Annotated in this window: 15 protein-coding genes; 8 read left to right on the forward strand and 7 right to left on the reverse strand. The window is 65.4% G+C overall.

The window, feature by feature from the left end; genetic code table 11:
• Window positions 1-19: 19 nt before the first annotated feature.
• Both HNP47_RS05690 and flgK read right to left on the reverse strand, forming a co-directional pair.
• Window positions 20-985 (reverse strand): flagellin, encoded by a 966-nt coding sequence (locus tag HNP47_RS05690; protein WP_184278679.1) that lies wholly within the window; start codon window positions 983-985, stop codon window positions 20-22.
• Window positions 982-3099: a flagellar hook-associated protein FlgK gene (flgK, locus tag HNP47_RS05695; protein ID WP_184278680.1), complete on the reverse strand. Its 2118-nt coding sequence runs from the start codon at window positions 3097-3099 to the stop codon at window positions 982-984. Before flgK ends, HNP47_RS05690 begins: the two co-directional genes overlap by 4 nt.
• A gap of 389 nt (window positions 3100-3488) precedes the next feature.
• Here flgK and HNP47_RS16310 point away from each other — a divergent pair, with 389 nt between their 5' ends.
• From HNP47_RS16310 to HNP47_RS05730, 7 genes are all read left to right on the forward strand, one after another.
• Window positions 3489-5348: a flagellar hook-length control protein FliK gene (locus HNP47_RS16310; protein WP_260394611.1), complete on the forward strand. Its 1860-nt coding sequence runs from the start codon at window positions 3489-3491 to the stop codon at window positions 5346-5348.
• 4 nt (window positions 5349-5352) lie between these two features.
• Window positions 5353-6081 (forward strand): flagellar hook assembly protein FlgD, encoded by a 729-nt coding sequence (locus tag HNP47_RS05705; protein WP_184278681.1) that lies wholly within the window; start codon window positions 5353-5355, stop codon window positions 6079-6081.
• Between the two features lie 49 nt (window positions 6082-6130).
• Window positions 6131-7888 carry a flagellar hook protein FlgE gene (flgE, locus tag HNP47_RS05710; protein ID WP_184278682.1) on the forward strand — a complete coding sequence of 586 codons (1758 nt, stop codon included), beginning with the start codon at window positions 6131-6133 and terminating at the stop codon, window positions 7886-7888.
• Between the two features lie 172 nt (window positions 7889-8060).
• Window positions 8061-8345, forward strand: a complete 285-nt coding sequence (locus HNP47_RS05715; protein ID WP_026108337.1) for a DUF1153 domain-containing protein — start codon at window positions 8061-8063, stop codon at window positions 8343-8345.
• Between the two features lie 91 nt (window positions 8346-8436).
• Window positions 8437-9648: a tRNA 2-thiouridine(34) synthase MnmA gene (gene mnmA / locus HNP47_RS05720; protein WP_184278683.1), complete on the forward strand. Its 1212-nt coding sequence runs from the start codon at window positions 8437-8439 to the stop codon at window positions 9646-9648.
• A 305-nt stretch (window positions 9649-9953) separates the two neighbouring features.
• Window positions 9954-11210, forward strand: a complete 1257-nt coding sequence (locus tag HNP47_RS05725; RefSeq protein WP_221414919.1) for a TonB-dependent receptor — start codon at window positions 9954-9956, stop codon at window positions 11208-11210.
• Window positions 11183-11461, forward strand: a complete 279-nt coding sequence (locus tag HNP47_RS05730) for a winged helix-turn-helix domain-containing protein (protein ID WP_260394612.1) — start codon at window positions 11183-11185, stop codon at window positions 11459-11461. Before HNP47_RS05725 ends, HNP47_RS05730 begins: the two co-directional genes overlap by 28 nt.
• A 27-nt stretch (window positions 11462-11488) precedes the next feature.
• Here the strand turns inward: HNP47_RS05730 and HNP47_RS05735 are convergent, their stop codons facing one another.
• A complete protein-coding gene (locus tag HNP47_RS05735; RefSeq protein WP_184278684.1) occupies window positions 11489-11977 on the reverse strand; it encodes a helix-turn-helix domain-containing protein in 489 nt (162 codons plus the stop codon).
• 180 nt (window positions 11978-12157) lie between these two features.
• Between HNP47_RS05735 and HNP47_RS05740 the strand changes: the two genes are divergently transcribed.
• Window positions 12158-13006: a thioesterase family protein gene (locus HNP47_RS05740; RefSeq protein ID WP_184278685.1), complete on the forward strand. Its 849-nt coding sequence runs from the start codon at window positions 12158-12160 to the stop codon at window positions 13004-13006.
• Window positions 13007-13035: 29 nt separating this feature from the next.
• Here the strand turns inward: HNP47_RS05740 and HNP47_RS05745 are convergent, their stop codons facing one another.
• Genes HNP47_RS05745 through queC form a run of 4 tightly spaced genes read right to left on the reverse strand, consistent with a single transcriptional unit; the run spans window position 13036 to window position 15071 of the window.
• The gene (locus HNP47_RS05745; protein WP_184278686.1) at window positions 13036-13311 is read right to left on the reverse strand and encodes a hypothetical protein; all 276 of its coding nucleotides are present in this window, start codon (window positions 13309-13311) and stop codon (window positions 13036-13038) included.
• A gap of 28 nt (window positions 13312-13339) precedes the next feature.
• The gene (locus tag HNP47_RS05750) at window positions 13340-13708 is read right to left on the reverse strand and encodes a 6-carboxytetrahydropterin synthase (RefSeq protein ID WP_112861642.1); all 369 of its coding nucleotides are present in this window, start codon (window positions 13706-13708) and stop codon (window positions 13340-13342) included.
• The gene (gene queE, locus HNP47_RS05755; protein WP_184278687.1) at window positions 13708-14343 is read right to left on the reverse strand and encodes a 7-carboxy-7-deazaguanine synthase; all 636 of its coding nucleotides are present in this window, start codon (window positions 14341-14343) and stop codon (window positions 13708-13710) included. The genes HNP47_RS05750 and queE overlap by 1 nt, the downstream gene beginning before the upstream one ends.
• Window positions 14340-15071, reverse strand: a complete 732-nt coding sequence (queC, locus tag HNP47_RS05760) for a 7-cyano-7-deazaguanine synthase QueC (protein ID WP_184278688.1) — start codon at window positions 15069-15071, stop codon at window positions 14340-14342. Before queC ends, queE begins: the two co-directional genes overlap by 4 nt.
• Window positions 15072-15171 lie beyond the last annotated feature (100 nt).

Here is a 15171-nt window from a genome sequence, read left to right on the forward strand (position 1 = left end):
TCTTTTTTGAAACGACGACTTAACGCAGGAGATTGAGCAGCGACGTGCTCTTCAGCGAGTTGATGATCTGAGCCGAAGCCTCGATCGCCACCTGCGCCATCTGCAGATCGGTGATCGCCCGTGCCGGATCATAGCCGGACTTGTCCTGCATCATCTTCTGCAGGGCGGTCTTCTGATTTTCCTGGGCGTCCAGCGCCGTCTCGACGTGGTTTTGAATCAGACCATTCTTGGCCGTCTGGTTCGTCAGGCCCGCATTCGCCTTGTCCAGCTCGCCCATCTGCGCCTTCAAAAAAGCGGTGACGTTGGCGTCCGGCTGTCCCGTCAGAGTGCCGGCGCCAGCTGGTGTATAGGTCACGCCGCCGACGGTCACCGCCGTGCCGTTCTGGAAGGCCTGAATGTTGCGGAACACCTCAGTCAGCGGCCCGCCGATCTCGCTGGCCAGAAACCCGGTTTCGACCGTGGTCTTCTCGTCGATGCGCGACTTCTGCTTCAAGGTGTCGTTGGCGAAGGTCGCGGCGGTGGACGGCGCCGTCGTCAAATCGGCCATGGTCGCGGCTGTGGCGGGAGCGATGTCGCTCTGGCCGCCCGCAAACAGGTACGAGCCCTGGTGTTCCGCGTTCAGCCCCCCCTGCACCGTCTGATAGTTCAGACCGAGCTCGACCATCAGATTGTCGATCCGCCCGGCGGCCAGGCTGTTTGCGATGGCCTCGCGTGCCGCATTGCCGCCTTCGTAGATGCGGTTCATAGCCAGATCCTGGGCGCTCAGCCTCGCCTTCACGGCCTCGCCGGTGGCGATGAAGCCCTCCAATCGCGCCTGTGTCGACGTCAAACTTGTCAGCTGCTCTGCGCCTCGGCCGTAGCCGGACATGTCGGTGGCGATCTTCTCGCTATCGATCCGCTCCTGCGCCTGCTGCGCGCGGCCTTGCGCGTTCATCAGGCTGAGCAAGGCCGACTGGTAGTTCCCGTGGGTCGCGACGCGCGTCATTGCAGGATTCCGATCAGTACGTCGTACATGTCCTTGCTCGCCTGGATCAGGCGCGCAGAGGCGTTATAGGCTTGCTGGAAGGTGGTCATATTGACCAGTTCCTCGTCCATGTTCACGCCTTCGGCCGAGGTGCGGCGGCTGTCCGCCTCCTTCGCCAGGGCGCTTGCCGTTTCGCTGCGGGTCTTGGCGGCCGAGGCCTTGCCGCCAATCTCGCCGGCGAAGTCCGCCGAATAGGACGACAGGGTCTTGGTCCCGCCGGCATTTCCTCCGGCTGCTGCGAAGGCGACGTTCTTCTTGCCCACATCGCCCAGCGCCAGGCCGCCGCGCCCATCGTTCTTGCTCAGCGCCGGCGTCCCCGCCGCGGCCGACAGGTTCAGTTGCGCCAGGGCCAGCTTTCCGGGGTCCTGCTGGATGTCGCTGCGCACCGTATAGGCGCCCGCCCGGGTCGACCCGGTCGCGCCCAGGCCGAACAGTTGCGACATTGAAACGCCGGATGGATCCTGGGTCGTATTGTCCTTCACGACGCTCATCGACGTCGCAGACGGGTCGTAGGCCTTGAAGAACATCTTGCCCGCCGCATCCAGGCTAAATGCGCCATAGCGGCCAACGCCGGTGATGGGATCGTTCAGCGCGCCCAGCATCTCGCCCATTGTGCCCGTCCCGGCGGGCACGGACACAGTGATGTCGCGAAGGCGAGCGCCGGACGGGCCGACAAACCGCAAGGTCAGGCTCTCGCCTGGATCGAACCCATGCTGGGACGTCAGGGTCAGGCCCGTCTCGTAGAAGGTCGGCGTGGTCGTGGTCACCAGGTCGTTCAGGCCGAACCAGTGAGAAAATCCGCGCCCGCCCTTCGTGCTGGGCGAGGTCGCGTCGTCGGCGATGGCCACGCCGTTTCCACCCGCGCCGTCCAGGCGCAGTTGGCCGTCCGAGAAGCTCGCCGTCGCCGTGCCGCCCAGTTGGGCGTTCAGCACGCTGAGGAAGGTGGTCGGATCGGCGGCGGCGCCGTTGATCGTCATCGTGCCGCCGGAAAAGACGATCCGCGCCGAGGCCTGCACCACGCCCGACGCATTGACCGCCGAGATGGTGGTCGTGCCGGTGAAGCCGGTCAGGGCGTTCTCGAGCGACTGGCCGGTGTTGCGCCCTGTCAGGGTGGTCGGCGCGGGGACACTACTGTTGGCGTTGTGGGCGCGGTTCAGTTCGTCGGCGAGCTTGGCCGTCAACTCGCCCAGGCGCGCGGCGGCGGCAGGCGCATCGACATCGCGCATCTCGACCAGACCCCGGATCTGACCGGACGACACGCCGTCCAGCAGCGGCCAGCGCGTGCCGCTGGGCTCGGTGATCATGATGTCGGAGAAGGCTGTCATGGCGTCCACGGTGCCGGCCGCCTGATATGACAGCGTCGCCGCCCCCTCGCCCACCAGGGTCGTGCCTGTGTTGGTGCGCAACGTCACGCCGCCGTTGGAGCGCGCCTCGACCTTCACATCCATATATTTGGACAGTTCGTTGATCAGGCCGAGCTGAGCATTCTGGGCGCCCGTCACATCCTCGTTCGTCACCGTGCCGGCGGCGATGGTCTTGTTCAGCTTGGCGATCTGTTCCAGCAGCGGATTGACCGTCTCGACCGCGCTCAACAGCCGGCCGTCCGCCTCCTGACGCGCCGATTGGATCTGGGACGCAATGCCGGCGGCCTGATTGAAGATCGCCTGGGTCTTGTAGATCGTGTCCTGACGCCCCGCCGAGGACGTCGGGCTTTCGGCCAGGGTCGCATAGGTGGCGAACAGTTTGTCGACCTGAGCGAAGAAGTTGGTGTCGCTGCTGGGATCGCCGAACTGGTTCTGGATCTGGTCGTACAGTTCATACCGCACGGTCTGGCGCGCGGCGTCCGATCCGGCGCTGAGGCTGGCGGCCTGCAGGAAACGGTCTGTCGCCAGACGCACCCGCGTGACATCGACACCCGAACCATACCCATTGGTGACGGCGGCCGACTGATCAGCGACCTTGCGGATGTATCCCGGCGTATCGACGTTGGCGATATTGTCGGCGGTGACGCGCAACTGCGACTGGGCGGTCTTCAGCCCCGACGTCGCAATGTTCATGATCGAGTTCAGCGACATTGACGCATCTCCCCCGCCCTACCCGGCAACCGCTGCATCGCGACGCGCAGTTCTTGCCCAGCCACGCGCCACGCCCACCCGCACAAAGCGTTGTTTTTCCATAGGATCGTTGATCGGGCGGCCGTCATAATGGGAAAGACGCGCAAAGGTCGGGCCAATAGGATTGCGGGCATCCCGCGTGTCACTGATCGGCAGCGTGCGAAGCCGGGCAAAAAGTGGCGAGAGCGCGGCAATAACGACCGCCGCGCCGCGGACCCGTCGACCACGACCCTGTTCTTTGCATTGTTTTTGCTCGCTTATTTTCTTGGCCCGGCCCTTGCGTCGAGGGCGGCGAACTCTTGGGCGCAGCAGGCGCCGTCGTCGCTCCTTACGAAAGCCGCCGCGCTTCCATGTCCACCGCTTCCGCCCTGCTCGCGCATGCCGCTCTGGTTTCGACCGGAACGTCGGCTGCTGCCCTGGGCGCAGAGTCAGCCGATGCGGGCCTGTTCTCCAGCAAGGTCGCCGATGCGCTGAACGCGGGCGTTCACGGCGCGCCGGTCGAAAGGATGACGCCCGGCCGTCTGACGGGCGCTCGGTCGCTGGGCGTCATCATGGCCCAGCCCATGGCGGCCGAGCCGGACGCCGACACGCCGACCCCGACAACCGAAAGCGTCCCTACGATCTCGGGCGAGATAGCAGACTCCGCAGCTCAGCCTTCCCTCGCCGACGAGCAGCCGATCGGCACGGACACGGCCGCGAATGACGACAATAGCTCTGGCCTCGTTGCCGAAACGCCGTTTACAGCCGCGCAACTGACGCCGGCCGTTGCACTCGCTCAATCGATCGTCGTCGCGGGCTCGCTGGCCGTTTCCGAGGACGCGGAAATCCTTGTCGAACCTAAAGCTCGCCAAGACGTCACGCCAGTCGATGTCGGTGCGCCAGAAGCCGCAATGTCCGCGTCGATGGTCGCTACGACTGCCCGTTCTGAAACGGATATGGCGGGCAAGCCTGCGTCATCACCTGGCGAACAGGAAGTCGAAGCGCGGAACGCTCTGGCTGCCGCGACCGCTCAAACGGTTCTTTCCGAACTCAGCGAAATCCTGACCACCAAGGCGCCGGTCACTTCTCCGGTCGAAGCGAAGACGGCGGTTGAAATCGGAACTGAAAAGGCCCCAACCGCGTCCGCCCAGAGGGTGACGGTGAGCGATAGTTCAAAGCCTGCCGTTACCGGCATGGCTGACGCTGGGCCGCGCTCGACCGAACCGACGACGCCGGCGACCGCAACGGCCGCCAACACGATCCAGACCGTGGTCGCCAATACCGACAAACCGGCCGCTCCCTCGCCCATAGCGCAGTCCCTGGCGGCCGCTCAGATCCCGGCCGCTCAGGTCCAGATCGCCGGCAACGCAACGACGTCCAAGCCCTCCGCGATAGCCCTCGCCGACGTCGTCGCGGCCCTCAATGAAGCGGCTTCCGAACAGTCGGCAGAGGCTGCCCCGGCCGACACGCCGAAGCCGCCGACCTCGCTGCAGGCCGCTGCCCCCCTGCGCGGCAGTCTCCATGGCGCTCTGGACCAGACCGGGGAAACCGCCGTTCCTGCGGTTCAAACGGCTGCCGCCGAATACGCCACCCCTTCCAGCGCGGGGATTGAAGTCGGCGCCAAGCCGACGTCCCCATCCGCCAAGGCAGCCGAAGCCACGACCGGCGGCGTCGCCATGCCGGAGCAAGCGTCGCCCGAAGCGCCGATTGCGAGCCCCGCGTCGACCGATGCTCAACCTGCTCAGCAGGCGGCCGCGTCCAGCCATTCTCAGGGCCTGTCCACCCTGTCACGCGCCACCGTCGAGACCACCGCCCAACTCGCCGCGCAGATGGCCCGCAAGCTCGAGGGCCGTTCGACCCGGTTCGACATGGTGCTGACGCCCGAAGATTTGGGCCGCGTCGATGTCAGCCTTGAAATCGGCAAGGACGGCCAGTTGTCCGCTCGTCTGGCCTTCGACAATCCCGCCGCAGCCGCCGATCTGAAGGGCCGCGCCGACGAACTGCGTCGCCAGCTTCAGGAGGCCGGCTTCCAGGTCGCAGGCGACGCGCTCGACTTCTCGCAACGCGATCCGTCCGCGGGCGGCGGCGCCTTCGAGCGCCAGCAGCAGCGCAACGCCCTGTTCGCCGGCGGCACTCGCCTCGCGGCCCAGGCTGACATGCCCATCGTCCCGGCGCCCAGCGCCTGGATCAACCATTCCCTGACGCCTGACCGCGTCGATCTGAAGGTCTGACCCCATGGTCGACGCCGTCACAACCTCCGCCGCAGCGGGCCGCATCACCGGCGGCACCAAGGCCCTCGCCTCGAACTTCGAGACCTTTCTCACCCTGCTGACCACGCAGATGAAGAACCAGGACCCGCTGTCGCCGCTCGATTCGAACCAATTCACGGCTCAGCTGACCCAGATGGCCGGCGTGGAGCAGCAACTGCTGACGAACGATCTGCTGACCAGCCTTCTGGCCGCCCAGGCCGGCGGCGGGTTGGACAACGCCGCCAACTACATCGGCAAGAGCGTCACCGCCGCCTGGACCGCCACCGAGTTCAACGACGGCAAGGCCACCTGGGCCTACGAGCTGGGCGCCGATGCGGACAAAGCCACCTTACAGGTCGTCGACAGTAAGGGCGTCGTCGTCTGGGAGGGCGCCGCGCCCGACAAGAAGTCCGGCCTGCACACCTTCTCCTGGGACGGCAAGCTGAAGGCCGGCGGCACGGCCGAGGACGGCGGCGTCTATACGCTGAAGGTCGCCGCCACGGACGCTGTCGGCGCCAAGGTGGACGCCCAAGCCCTGATCCAGGGCCGGGTCACCGGCGTCGAGATATACAACGGCGCGCCGTATCTGGTGATCGGCGACTCCATCCTTCCGCTTTCGACCGTGATCTCGCTGAACGAGATCAACGCCCAGGCGGCCAACGATACCGACGATACGGAGAATCCGAACGTCCCCACCGAGGAGGCGGCCGCATGATGCGATCCGCCGCCTTCCCGATGACCTTTATCTTAAGGAGCGTTCTTCCATGAGCCTCAACAGTGCAATGCTGGCCGGCGTGTCCGGCCTGGCCGCCAACTCCGCAGCCCTGGCGGCGATCTCCCAGAACATCGCCAACGTGAACACCATTGGCTACAAGCGCACGGCCAGCGAGTTCCAAACCTTGATCAACAGCCAGACCGCAACCGGCGGCAGCTATTCGGCCGGCGGCGTCACCACCAACACACGCTCCTACGTCAGCCAGGAAGGTCAGCTTCAGCGCACGACCTCAAGCACGGACCTCGCCGTTAATGGCCAAGGCTTCTTCGTCACGACCACCCAGGCGGAGAATGTTAACGCAACCGACACCCGCCTGTTCACCCGCGCCGGCGCCTTCACCGTTGACAAGCAGGGCTATCTAAAGAACAGCGCCGGCCTGTACCTGCAAGGCTGGCCGGTCGACTCCAACGGCGAAATCGCGACCGATCCGTCCGACCTGTCGCGGCTGCGCTCGATCAACATCGGCTCGGTCGGCGGCACCGCCGAACCGACCACTCGCGTCCAGATCAACGCCAACCTGCGTTCCAGCCAGGAATCGTCCACCGCGGCCAGCGCCCAATCCTATAAGGGCGTGTCCGATACGGCGACGCCGGCCGTGACCCACGACGTGTCGGTCCGCTACACCCGGACCGGCGCCAACAGCCACGATCTGGTGATCAAGTCCGGTTCGCAGAAGGTCGACGCCTCGGCGACCTTCGACCCAACCACCGGCGCCATCACCGGGCTGACGATCAACGGCGCGAACGCCGGCTCGGCGGCCCTGGTCGGCACGCCGCCGACTCAGATCCAGTTCACGCCGGCTAGCGGCCCTGCCTATACGATCAACCTTTCGGACGTCGGCCTGGGCAACGAAAACGTCGCCAAGACGAAGTATGACCCGTCGGTCAACTCGATGGCGATGTACAATGCCGACGACGACAACCCCGTCGGCGTGAAGCCCGACTTCAAGATGAACATTCCGGTTTCGGACTCCAAGGGCGGCCAGCGCAACCTGGAACTTCGCTTCCTGAAGAGCGACGAGCCGAACATCTGGTACGCGGAAATCGTGTCCGTGCCAGCCAGCGACATAACCGCAGGCGCACCCTACGCCAACGGCCAGATCAAGACCGGCAAGATCGCCTTCACGCCTTCGGGTCGCCTTGACGTCGATACGATGAAGGCCTGGCCGGCCGGTACCGGCCTATTCGACGACCCGACCATGGCGACGCTGAACTTCGGCAAATCCGACCCTGCCAACTTGACGATGCCGGCCGGTCAGGTGGCCTGGGCCGACGGGCTGGGCATCGCCGCCCAATCCGTCACGCTGGACCTCAATACCTCGGCCGGCGGCCTCAGCCAGCTGAACACGGCCTCGGTCGTCCAGTCGACGGTCACCAACGGGACGGCGTTCGGCAATCTGAGCGAGATCAAGATCGACGAAGGCGGCTTCGTCACCGCTATCTTCGACAACGGCGTCATGCGTCGCATCGCCCAGGTCGCGGTCGCCACCTTCCCCAGCCCGGACAGCCTGCGTGAAGTGTCTGGCAACGCCTACGCCGTCAGCCTTCAGTCCGGCACCTTTAACCTGAAGGCGGCGGGAACGGGCGGCGCCGGACAGATTGCAGCCCAGCAACTTGAGGCGTCGACCGTCGATCTGTCGGCCGAGTTCACCGGCCTGATCACCACCCAGCGCGCCTATTCCGCCTCGTCAAAAATCATCACCACGGCCGATGAAATGCTGGCCGAGCTGATCAACATCAAACGCTGATCGGCGAGTAAGTAAGCGTTAGTCTCGATGAATCGTCGCGCAAGCAAGGTTTACAGAGTCGTTCAGGGAGGGGCGGAAGTTATGCGTTCCTTCACCACGACGCTTAAACGGACCTTAGTCGGGGACGCCTACATTCATGACACTACGGTGTTGGTGAAAGAGGCATAAGCCCATGTTGCAAGAGCGACGCCTTAATAGCAAAGGCGAACAATACGTGGTCGGACCGACTGGCACGCCCCTGACCCTCAACGACCTGCCGCCGTCCAACACGGACCGGTGGGTGATCCGGCGGAAGGCCGAGGTTGTCGCCGCCGTTCGCGGCGGCCTGCTCAGCCTCGACGACGCCCTGGCGAAATATCGCCTGACGGCCGAAGAGTTCCTGGCCTGGCAAAAGGCCATCGACAAATGGGGCATGCAGGGCCTGCGCACGACGCGGATCCAGAGCTACCGCTCCTGAGGGTTTCCCCGAAGACGTTAAGGGCCGCATCCGGCGACGGGTGTGGCCCTTTTCTTTTGCGGGCCTCGAAATCGCACTGGTTACGCACTAAATGGCCGCGATGAGCTTGGTCGAAGATTTCTGCCCCGTTCCCGACATCGCCCGCACCGACATGGATGCGGCGGTCGAGAGCGCGCGGGCGGCGGTTGGCCTGCCGGTCGGCGCGCGGGTCGTAGCCGCCATGTCGGGCGGAGTGGATTCCACCGTCGTCGCCGCCCTGCTGCACAAGGCGGGCTACGACGTCGTCGGCGTGACGCTGCAGCTCTACGACCACGGCGCGGCGCTGAAGAAGAAGGGCGCCTGCTGCGCGGGCCAGGACATTCACGACGCCCGTCTGGCCGCCGACATGATCGGCATTCCTCACTACGTCCTGGACTATGAGAGCCGGTTCAAGGACGCGGTGATCGACCAGTTCGCCGACAGTTACCTGAAGGGCCAGACGCCGGTCCCCTGCATCCGCTGCAATCAGACCGTCAAGTTCCGCGACCTGCTGGACGTGGCCCGCGACCTGGGCGCCGAGGCGATGGCGACGGGTCACTACGTCCGCCGCGCCGTCGCGGGCAACCGCTCGCAGATGCGCAAGGCGATCGACCATTCGCGCGACCAATCCTACTTCCTGTTCGCCACGACCCAGGACCAGTTGGACTATCTGCGCTTCCCCCTGGCCGATCTGGAAAAGCCACAGGTGCGCGGCGTCGCCGCCGAACTGGGTCTGAAGATCGCCGCCAAGCCGGACAGTCAGGACATCTGTTTCGTGCCCTCCGGCGACTATCGCACCCTGATCGACCGCCTGCGTCCGCAAGGGCGTGAGGCCGGCGAGATCGTGCATATGGACGGCCGGGTGCTGGGCCGGCACGCGGGCATCACGGACTACACGATCGGCCAGCGCCGCGGCCTCAACGTCGCCGTAGGCGAACCGCTGTTCGTGACCAAGCTGGAGCCCGAGACCCGTCGCGTCATCGTTGGACCGCGCGAAGCTTTGCTGACGGCCAGTCTGAGGTTGGAAGAGACCAACTGGCTGGGCGATGAGGCGACCATCATAGAGGCCGCCCAGGCCAACATCCCAGTCCTGGCCCGTGTCCGCTCGACCCGCCAGCCCTCGCCAGCCCGCCTCACCCTGATCGACGGCGATATCCGCGTCGTGTTCGACGATGGCGAAGAAGGCGTCGCGCCGGGCCAGGCCTGCGCCCTATATGACCCGACGGACACCGAACGCGTTCTGGGCGGCGGTTTCATCCGCGACACAACGGCGGTCGTCGTCTAGCCACAGCACAAAGTGTGGAGACGATGTGGAGACGCGGTGGACCCTGGCTGCAGGTTTCTCTCAATCTCGGACATCAAAGACGCACCGGGCGGTTGCACGGCTGTAAACTGCGCATCGCAATGACGGCGTAATCCCCGCCCCGACCAAGTAGGGATAAAAATGCATCGTCAGACCAAACTGCGCCTTCAGCTGCTGCTGGGGACCGCCTTCTCGCCGCGCCCGTTTCCGCCTTCGCTCAAACCACGCCGGTCCAGACCGCGCCGACGGCCGCAAGCGCCGAGCCGGCCGGTCTTGACGACATCGTCGTGACCGCGACCAAGCGCGAAACCAACCTGCAAGACACGCCGATCTCGATCTCGGTCGTCAACGCAGAAGCCTTGACCGATCGCCACGTGCAAAGCCTTATGGACCTGGCCGACGGCAGCGTCCCCAGCCTGCGCATCGCCACATTCGAGGCCCGTCAGTCCGCCCTGACCATCGGCATCCGCGGCATCGTGCCGAACGACGCCAACCAGCCGGCCCGCGAGCAAGGCGTCGGCGTCTATGTCGACGGCGTCTATCTGGCCCGCCAACACGGCTTGGCCGCCGCCCTGCTCGACATCGAGCGCGTCGAAGTCCTGAAGGGTCCGCAAGGCACCCTGTTCGGCCGCAACACCGAAGGCGGCGCCCTGTCGCTGGTGACCAAGAAGCCCACGGGCGTGTTCGGCATGCGCGCCATCGCCGGCGTCGGCAATCTGGAGTCCTACAACTCCGAACTGCACGTCGACTTCCCCGCCCTCGGCGACTTCGCCTTCAAGGTCGACGGCATCATTTCGGTCCAAGGTCCGGTGACCGAGAACATCCTGCCGGGACAGACCGGCTTTGGCGAATACGACCGTCGCGGCCTTCGCTTCCAGACGCGCTGGACGCCGGCCGAAAACTTTACCGCCACCCTGGCGGCGGACATCAGCAAGGACAAGAACACCCCGTTCTACAGCCAACTGCTGAACTTCAACCCGAACGGCCTGAACGTCGTGCCGTTCACCTCGGCTACGGTTCCGTCGGGCAGCATTCGCGCCCTGTCGCCTCTGGTCCAGGTCGAAGGCTCCAACCGCATGACGCAGGCCGATATCGGCGTGCCTCAGCAGTTCAGCGTCGACGAAACGCGCGGCATGGATCTGCACCTGTCGTATCGCCCGACTGACTCGCTGGAAATCCGCTCGATCACGGCCTACCGCGATCTCGACGTCGAACAGTACGACAACATCGCCGGCGCCCACCGTCCGCCGGTCGTCGGCCCGAACGGCCGGTTCAGCCGCTATTCGCTGGCCGGCTTCTGGCAGCATCAGTTCAGCCAGGAACTGCAGGCCATTGGTTCGCTGGGCGACAGCATCGACTATGTCGGCGGCGTCTTCTACTTCAAGGAAACGGTGTCCGACGACGCCGGCACGCCCTCGACCAACCAGTGGAACGCCGACGGCACGGGCTACACCATCCTGGACCCCACCCCGACGATCCGCGGCTTCCGCTCGCTGGACCGCCGCTGGAGGTGCAGTTGGAGAACTATCTGGCGGCGATCTTGACGCCGGCTGGCAAACGCCGCCTGGACCTGACCCTGACCGAGTTCCGCATCCTGGCCCACATGGTCCGCACGCCCCTGCGCGTCTTCAGCCGCAGCGAGATCATGCAGGCCTGCTTCCCCAATCAGTCGGTTCTGGAACGCACGATCGACAGCCACGTCAGCCACCTGCGCCGCAAGCTGGACGCCGCCGACGCCGCCGGTCTGCTGACCAATGTGCGCGGGGTCGGATACCGGCTCGAAGCCGAGGTCTGATCGCGCCTAGGTCGTGACGACTCGGGTCTAGGCTGCTTCCTTGGGCATCACATCGCCGACCGTCGGCCGGTTCTCCGCGCGGGTCAGGGCGATGTCTCTGGGTTTGACGATCTCGCCGCAGCAGCCGCAGGCGATGCGTGGAGTCAGCGAATGGCCGCAGGTCTTGTGGATCATGTCGATGCCGCTGTCGGCGTCGCCATAGACGTGCTTGTTGCCCCAGCCGTGCAGGGTGACCAGAACGCCGTAAAGATCCTTGCCCTTGGCGGTCAAGACATATTCGTTGCGCGGGGGGCGTTCGGAATACAGGCGCGGCTCCAGCACGCCATGCTGAACCAGGCTTTTCAGACGGGCGGCAAGGACGTTGCGCGCCACACCCAGATTGTCCTGCCACTGTTCGAACCGGCTGACGCCGTTGAAGGCGTCGCGAATAACCAACAGGGTCCACGGATCGCCGATCACCTCAAGCGTGGCGGCGATGGAGCAGCTTTGGCGGCTGTAGTCGGCGGTGCGTCCCATAGGCGCGAAAGTGACGCCGCGTCAGGCATTTGGCAAGGGTTGCAAATCCGAACGCTCCAAGTCAGTCTTGTTTCGCAACGGACGTGCGAGCGTCCCGGTTCGCCGCCTTGTTCCTTGGACTTCGGCGGGAGATCGTCATCAGGTCTTCCGCCGCTTCTTCGCCTGACGCAGGATTGCGCAATGACGCCGCCCATTTCCCTCGCCGCCGCCCTGACGTTCCAGATCCTCGACGACGGCGGTTTGTCCGCGCACGTGCCGGGTCATTTCTCGAATGGCCCATCGAGCATGGCGCCGGAGAAGGGCTTTCCGTTCGGCGGGCTGCTGGCGGCCCTGTGCGCGCAGTCGATGCGACAGGGACTGGCGCTGACAGCGCCCCTTCGGACCCTGTCGGTCCAATATTTGTCGGCTGCAAGGTTCGGTGAACAAGTCGCATTTCGCCCTCGCCTGCTGCGCGGCGGCCGCAATGTTCTGTATGCTGCGGTGGAGGCCGAGCAGGACGGGCGCATGACCCACCACGCCACCGGCACCTATGGCCCGGACGCCGCGCCGCCTCCGCTGACGCCATTGCACACGTCGCCGCCGCCGCTGGATAAACTGGACCCCAAGGCCACCATACGCGGGCCGATGTCGCCGCACTTCGCCCAGCACGTTCAATACCGCTTTGATGGCGGCCCCAACATCCTGGGCGGCAATGAGGGCAAGCCGGTGATCGAACGCACCTGGATGCGGATGGCCGACGCCAGGCCTCTGGATGAGGTCGGCCTGTGCTACCTACTGGATGCGCTGTACCCGCCCGCCTGGACCGCATCCAAGACGCCAGCCGCCATGACCACCGTCGATCTGCGCATCGACATCCTGACCGATCCGACGCCGCAGACCGCGCCGGACGGCTGGGCCTTCTTCGAGTTCAGGATGCTGGACCTCGGCCTGGGCTGGACGGTGGACGAGGCGATCGCCTGGGGCGCTGATGGAACGCCGCTGGCCCTGTCGCGCCAACGCCGCAAGCTGCTGCCGCAACGTCCCGCCTGAAGTCAGCCCTCATTCATCATTATCGACGACTATTCCAAATCTCTGGAGTGTCGCCCATGCGTCGAAATCGCCTCGTTTCCGTATCCCAAGTCGTCGTTGCGCTGGGCGGTTGTCTGATGCTGCAGGGCTGCCTTGTCGGCGCCGTCGTCGGCGGGACCGCTGCGGTCGTCGGTGGGACGGCGAAAGCCACTGGCGCGGTCGTCGGCGCCGGCTTCGACGCCGTCACCACCTCTGACGAAGAAACCAAACTGCGTCGTGAGCGTGAACAGCGCGACTACGAACGCGAACAGCGCCGCTGCGAACAACGCCAACGTCAGGGAAAACGCTGCTAGATCAGAGACTTAGAACGCAGCGCTCGTTGATCGTCGGCCGCGCCACCTGAATCCGGCACAGGCCCGGCCATTCGGGTTTCAGCGTCTTGGCGAACCATAGGCACAGGTTTTCCAGACTGGGCAGCTCCAGTCCCTCGTGCTCGTTCAGCATCCCGTGATCCAGCGTCTCGGCCGCCGCCTTCAACGCCCGGTCCAGCGCGCCCAAGTCCGCGACCCAGCCGTGTTCGACATCCAGCACCTCGGACCGCACCGTCGCTTCGACCGTGAACGAATGGCCGTGGACGCGGCGATAGATGCTGCCCTCGGGCTCGTTCGGAAAGTGGTGGGCGGCGTCGAACGTCGCCTGTTTGGTGATCTCGAAGACGGGCATTAGCGGACGCCGATGTATTTGTGGGTCTGGACGCTTAGGCGCCACTGCGGGTGGGTCAGGCAGTATTCGATGGCGGCGGCGGTGTTCTCGACCTGATCCGGCCCGTCCATCGGCTGGAGCCAGAACCGTTCGAAATCCAGATGCTCGAACCGATCCGGCATGGCCTTGGGCTGGGGAAAGACCAGTTTCAGCTCGGCTCCGCGCGTCTGCACCACATCGGCATCGGCCTTGGGACTGATGCAGATCCAGTCGACGCCGTCCGGCGCCGCGATCGTCCCATTCGACTCGATCGCGATCTCGAAACCGCGCGCATGCAGCGCGTCGATCAGCGGCGCATCCAACTGCAGCAAGGGCTCTCCACCGGTGCATACGACCAGTTTCGGATCGCCGTCACGCCCGCGCCACATCGCCGCGACATGACCGGCCAACAGGTCCGGCGAGGCGAACTTGCCGCCCCCGTCGCCGTCAACCCCGACAAAGTCGGTGTCGCAGAAGGTGCAGACGGCGCTGGCCCGATCCTGCTCGCGACCGCTCCACAGATTGCAACCCGCGAACCGCAGGAAGACCGCCGGTCGCCCCGCCTGTCCGCCCTCGCCCTGAACCGTCAGGAACACTTCCTTGGCCGAATAAGTCATCGCCCCGACGCCCATTCGTCATAGCCGGCCGCGCGCAGTTCGCAGGCCGGGCAAGACCCGCAGCCATAGCCCCAGGCATGTCGATGCGTCCGGTCGCCCTGATAGCAGGTGTGGCTATCCTCGATGATCAGCGCGATCAGCCTGTCGCCGCCGATGCTGTGCGCAAGTTCCCAGGTCTGGGCCTTGGTCAACCACATCAAGGGCGTGTCGATGACGACCGGCTTGTCCAGCCCCAGCGACAGCGCCCGCGCCATCGCCTCCATCGTCTCGTGGCGGCAATCCGGATAACCCGAATAATCCGTCTCGCACATGCCGCCGACCAGCACGTCCAGACCACGCCGATCCGCCAGCGCCGCGGCTGCGACCAGGAAGATCAGATTGCGACCCGGCACGAAGGTCGTCGGCAGGCCGCGCGCGTCCATCTCGATCTGGCGGTCGGCGGTCAGGGCGCTCTCGGCGATCCGGCCGTATCCGGTCAGGTCCACCACATGGTCGTCGCCCAGGCGATCGGCCCACTGTGCCAGGGCCGTCTTCATTCCGTCGCGCACGGACTGACGCGCCTGCATCTCGACCAGATGGCGCTGGCCATAGTCGAACCCGACCGTCTCCACCCGCTCGAACCGCTCCAGCGCCCAGGCCAGGCAGGTCGCGCTATCCTGCCCGCCGGAGAACAGGACCAGGGCCGTCTTGCTAGCGGTGGGGGAGGTCTTTTCCAGGACGACGCTCATGACGAATCTGCGGTCGGCCGGTCGGCCGCGCGCATGCACAAAGGTATGGGGACCCAGATGGGTCGGGCGGGCCTCATACACCAGACCCCGCCCGTGAGCA

The organism is Brevundimonas vesicularis (assembly GCF_014204545.1).
GTDB classification, from domain to species: domain Bacteria; phylum Pseudomonadota; class Alphaproteobacteria; order Caulobacterales; family Caulobacteraceae; genus Brevundimonas; species Brevundimonas vesicularis_B.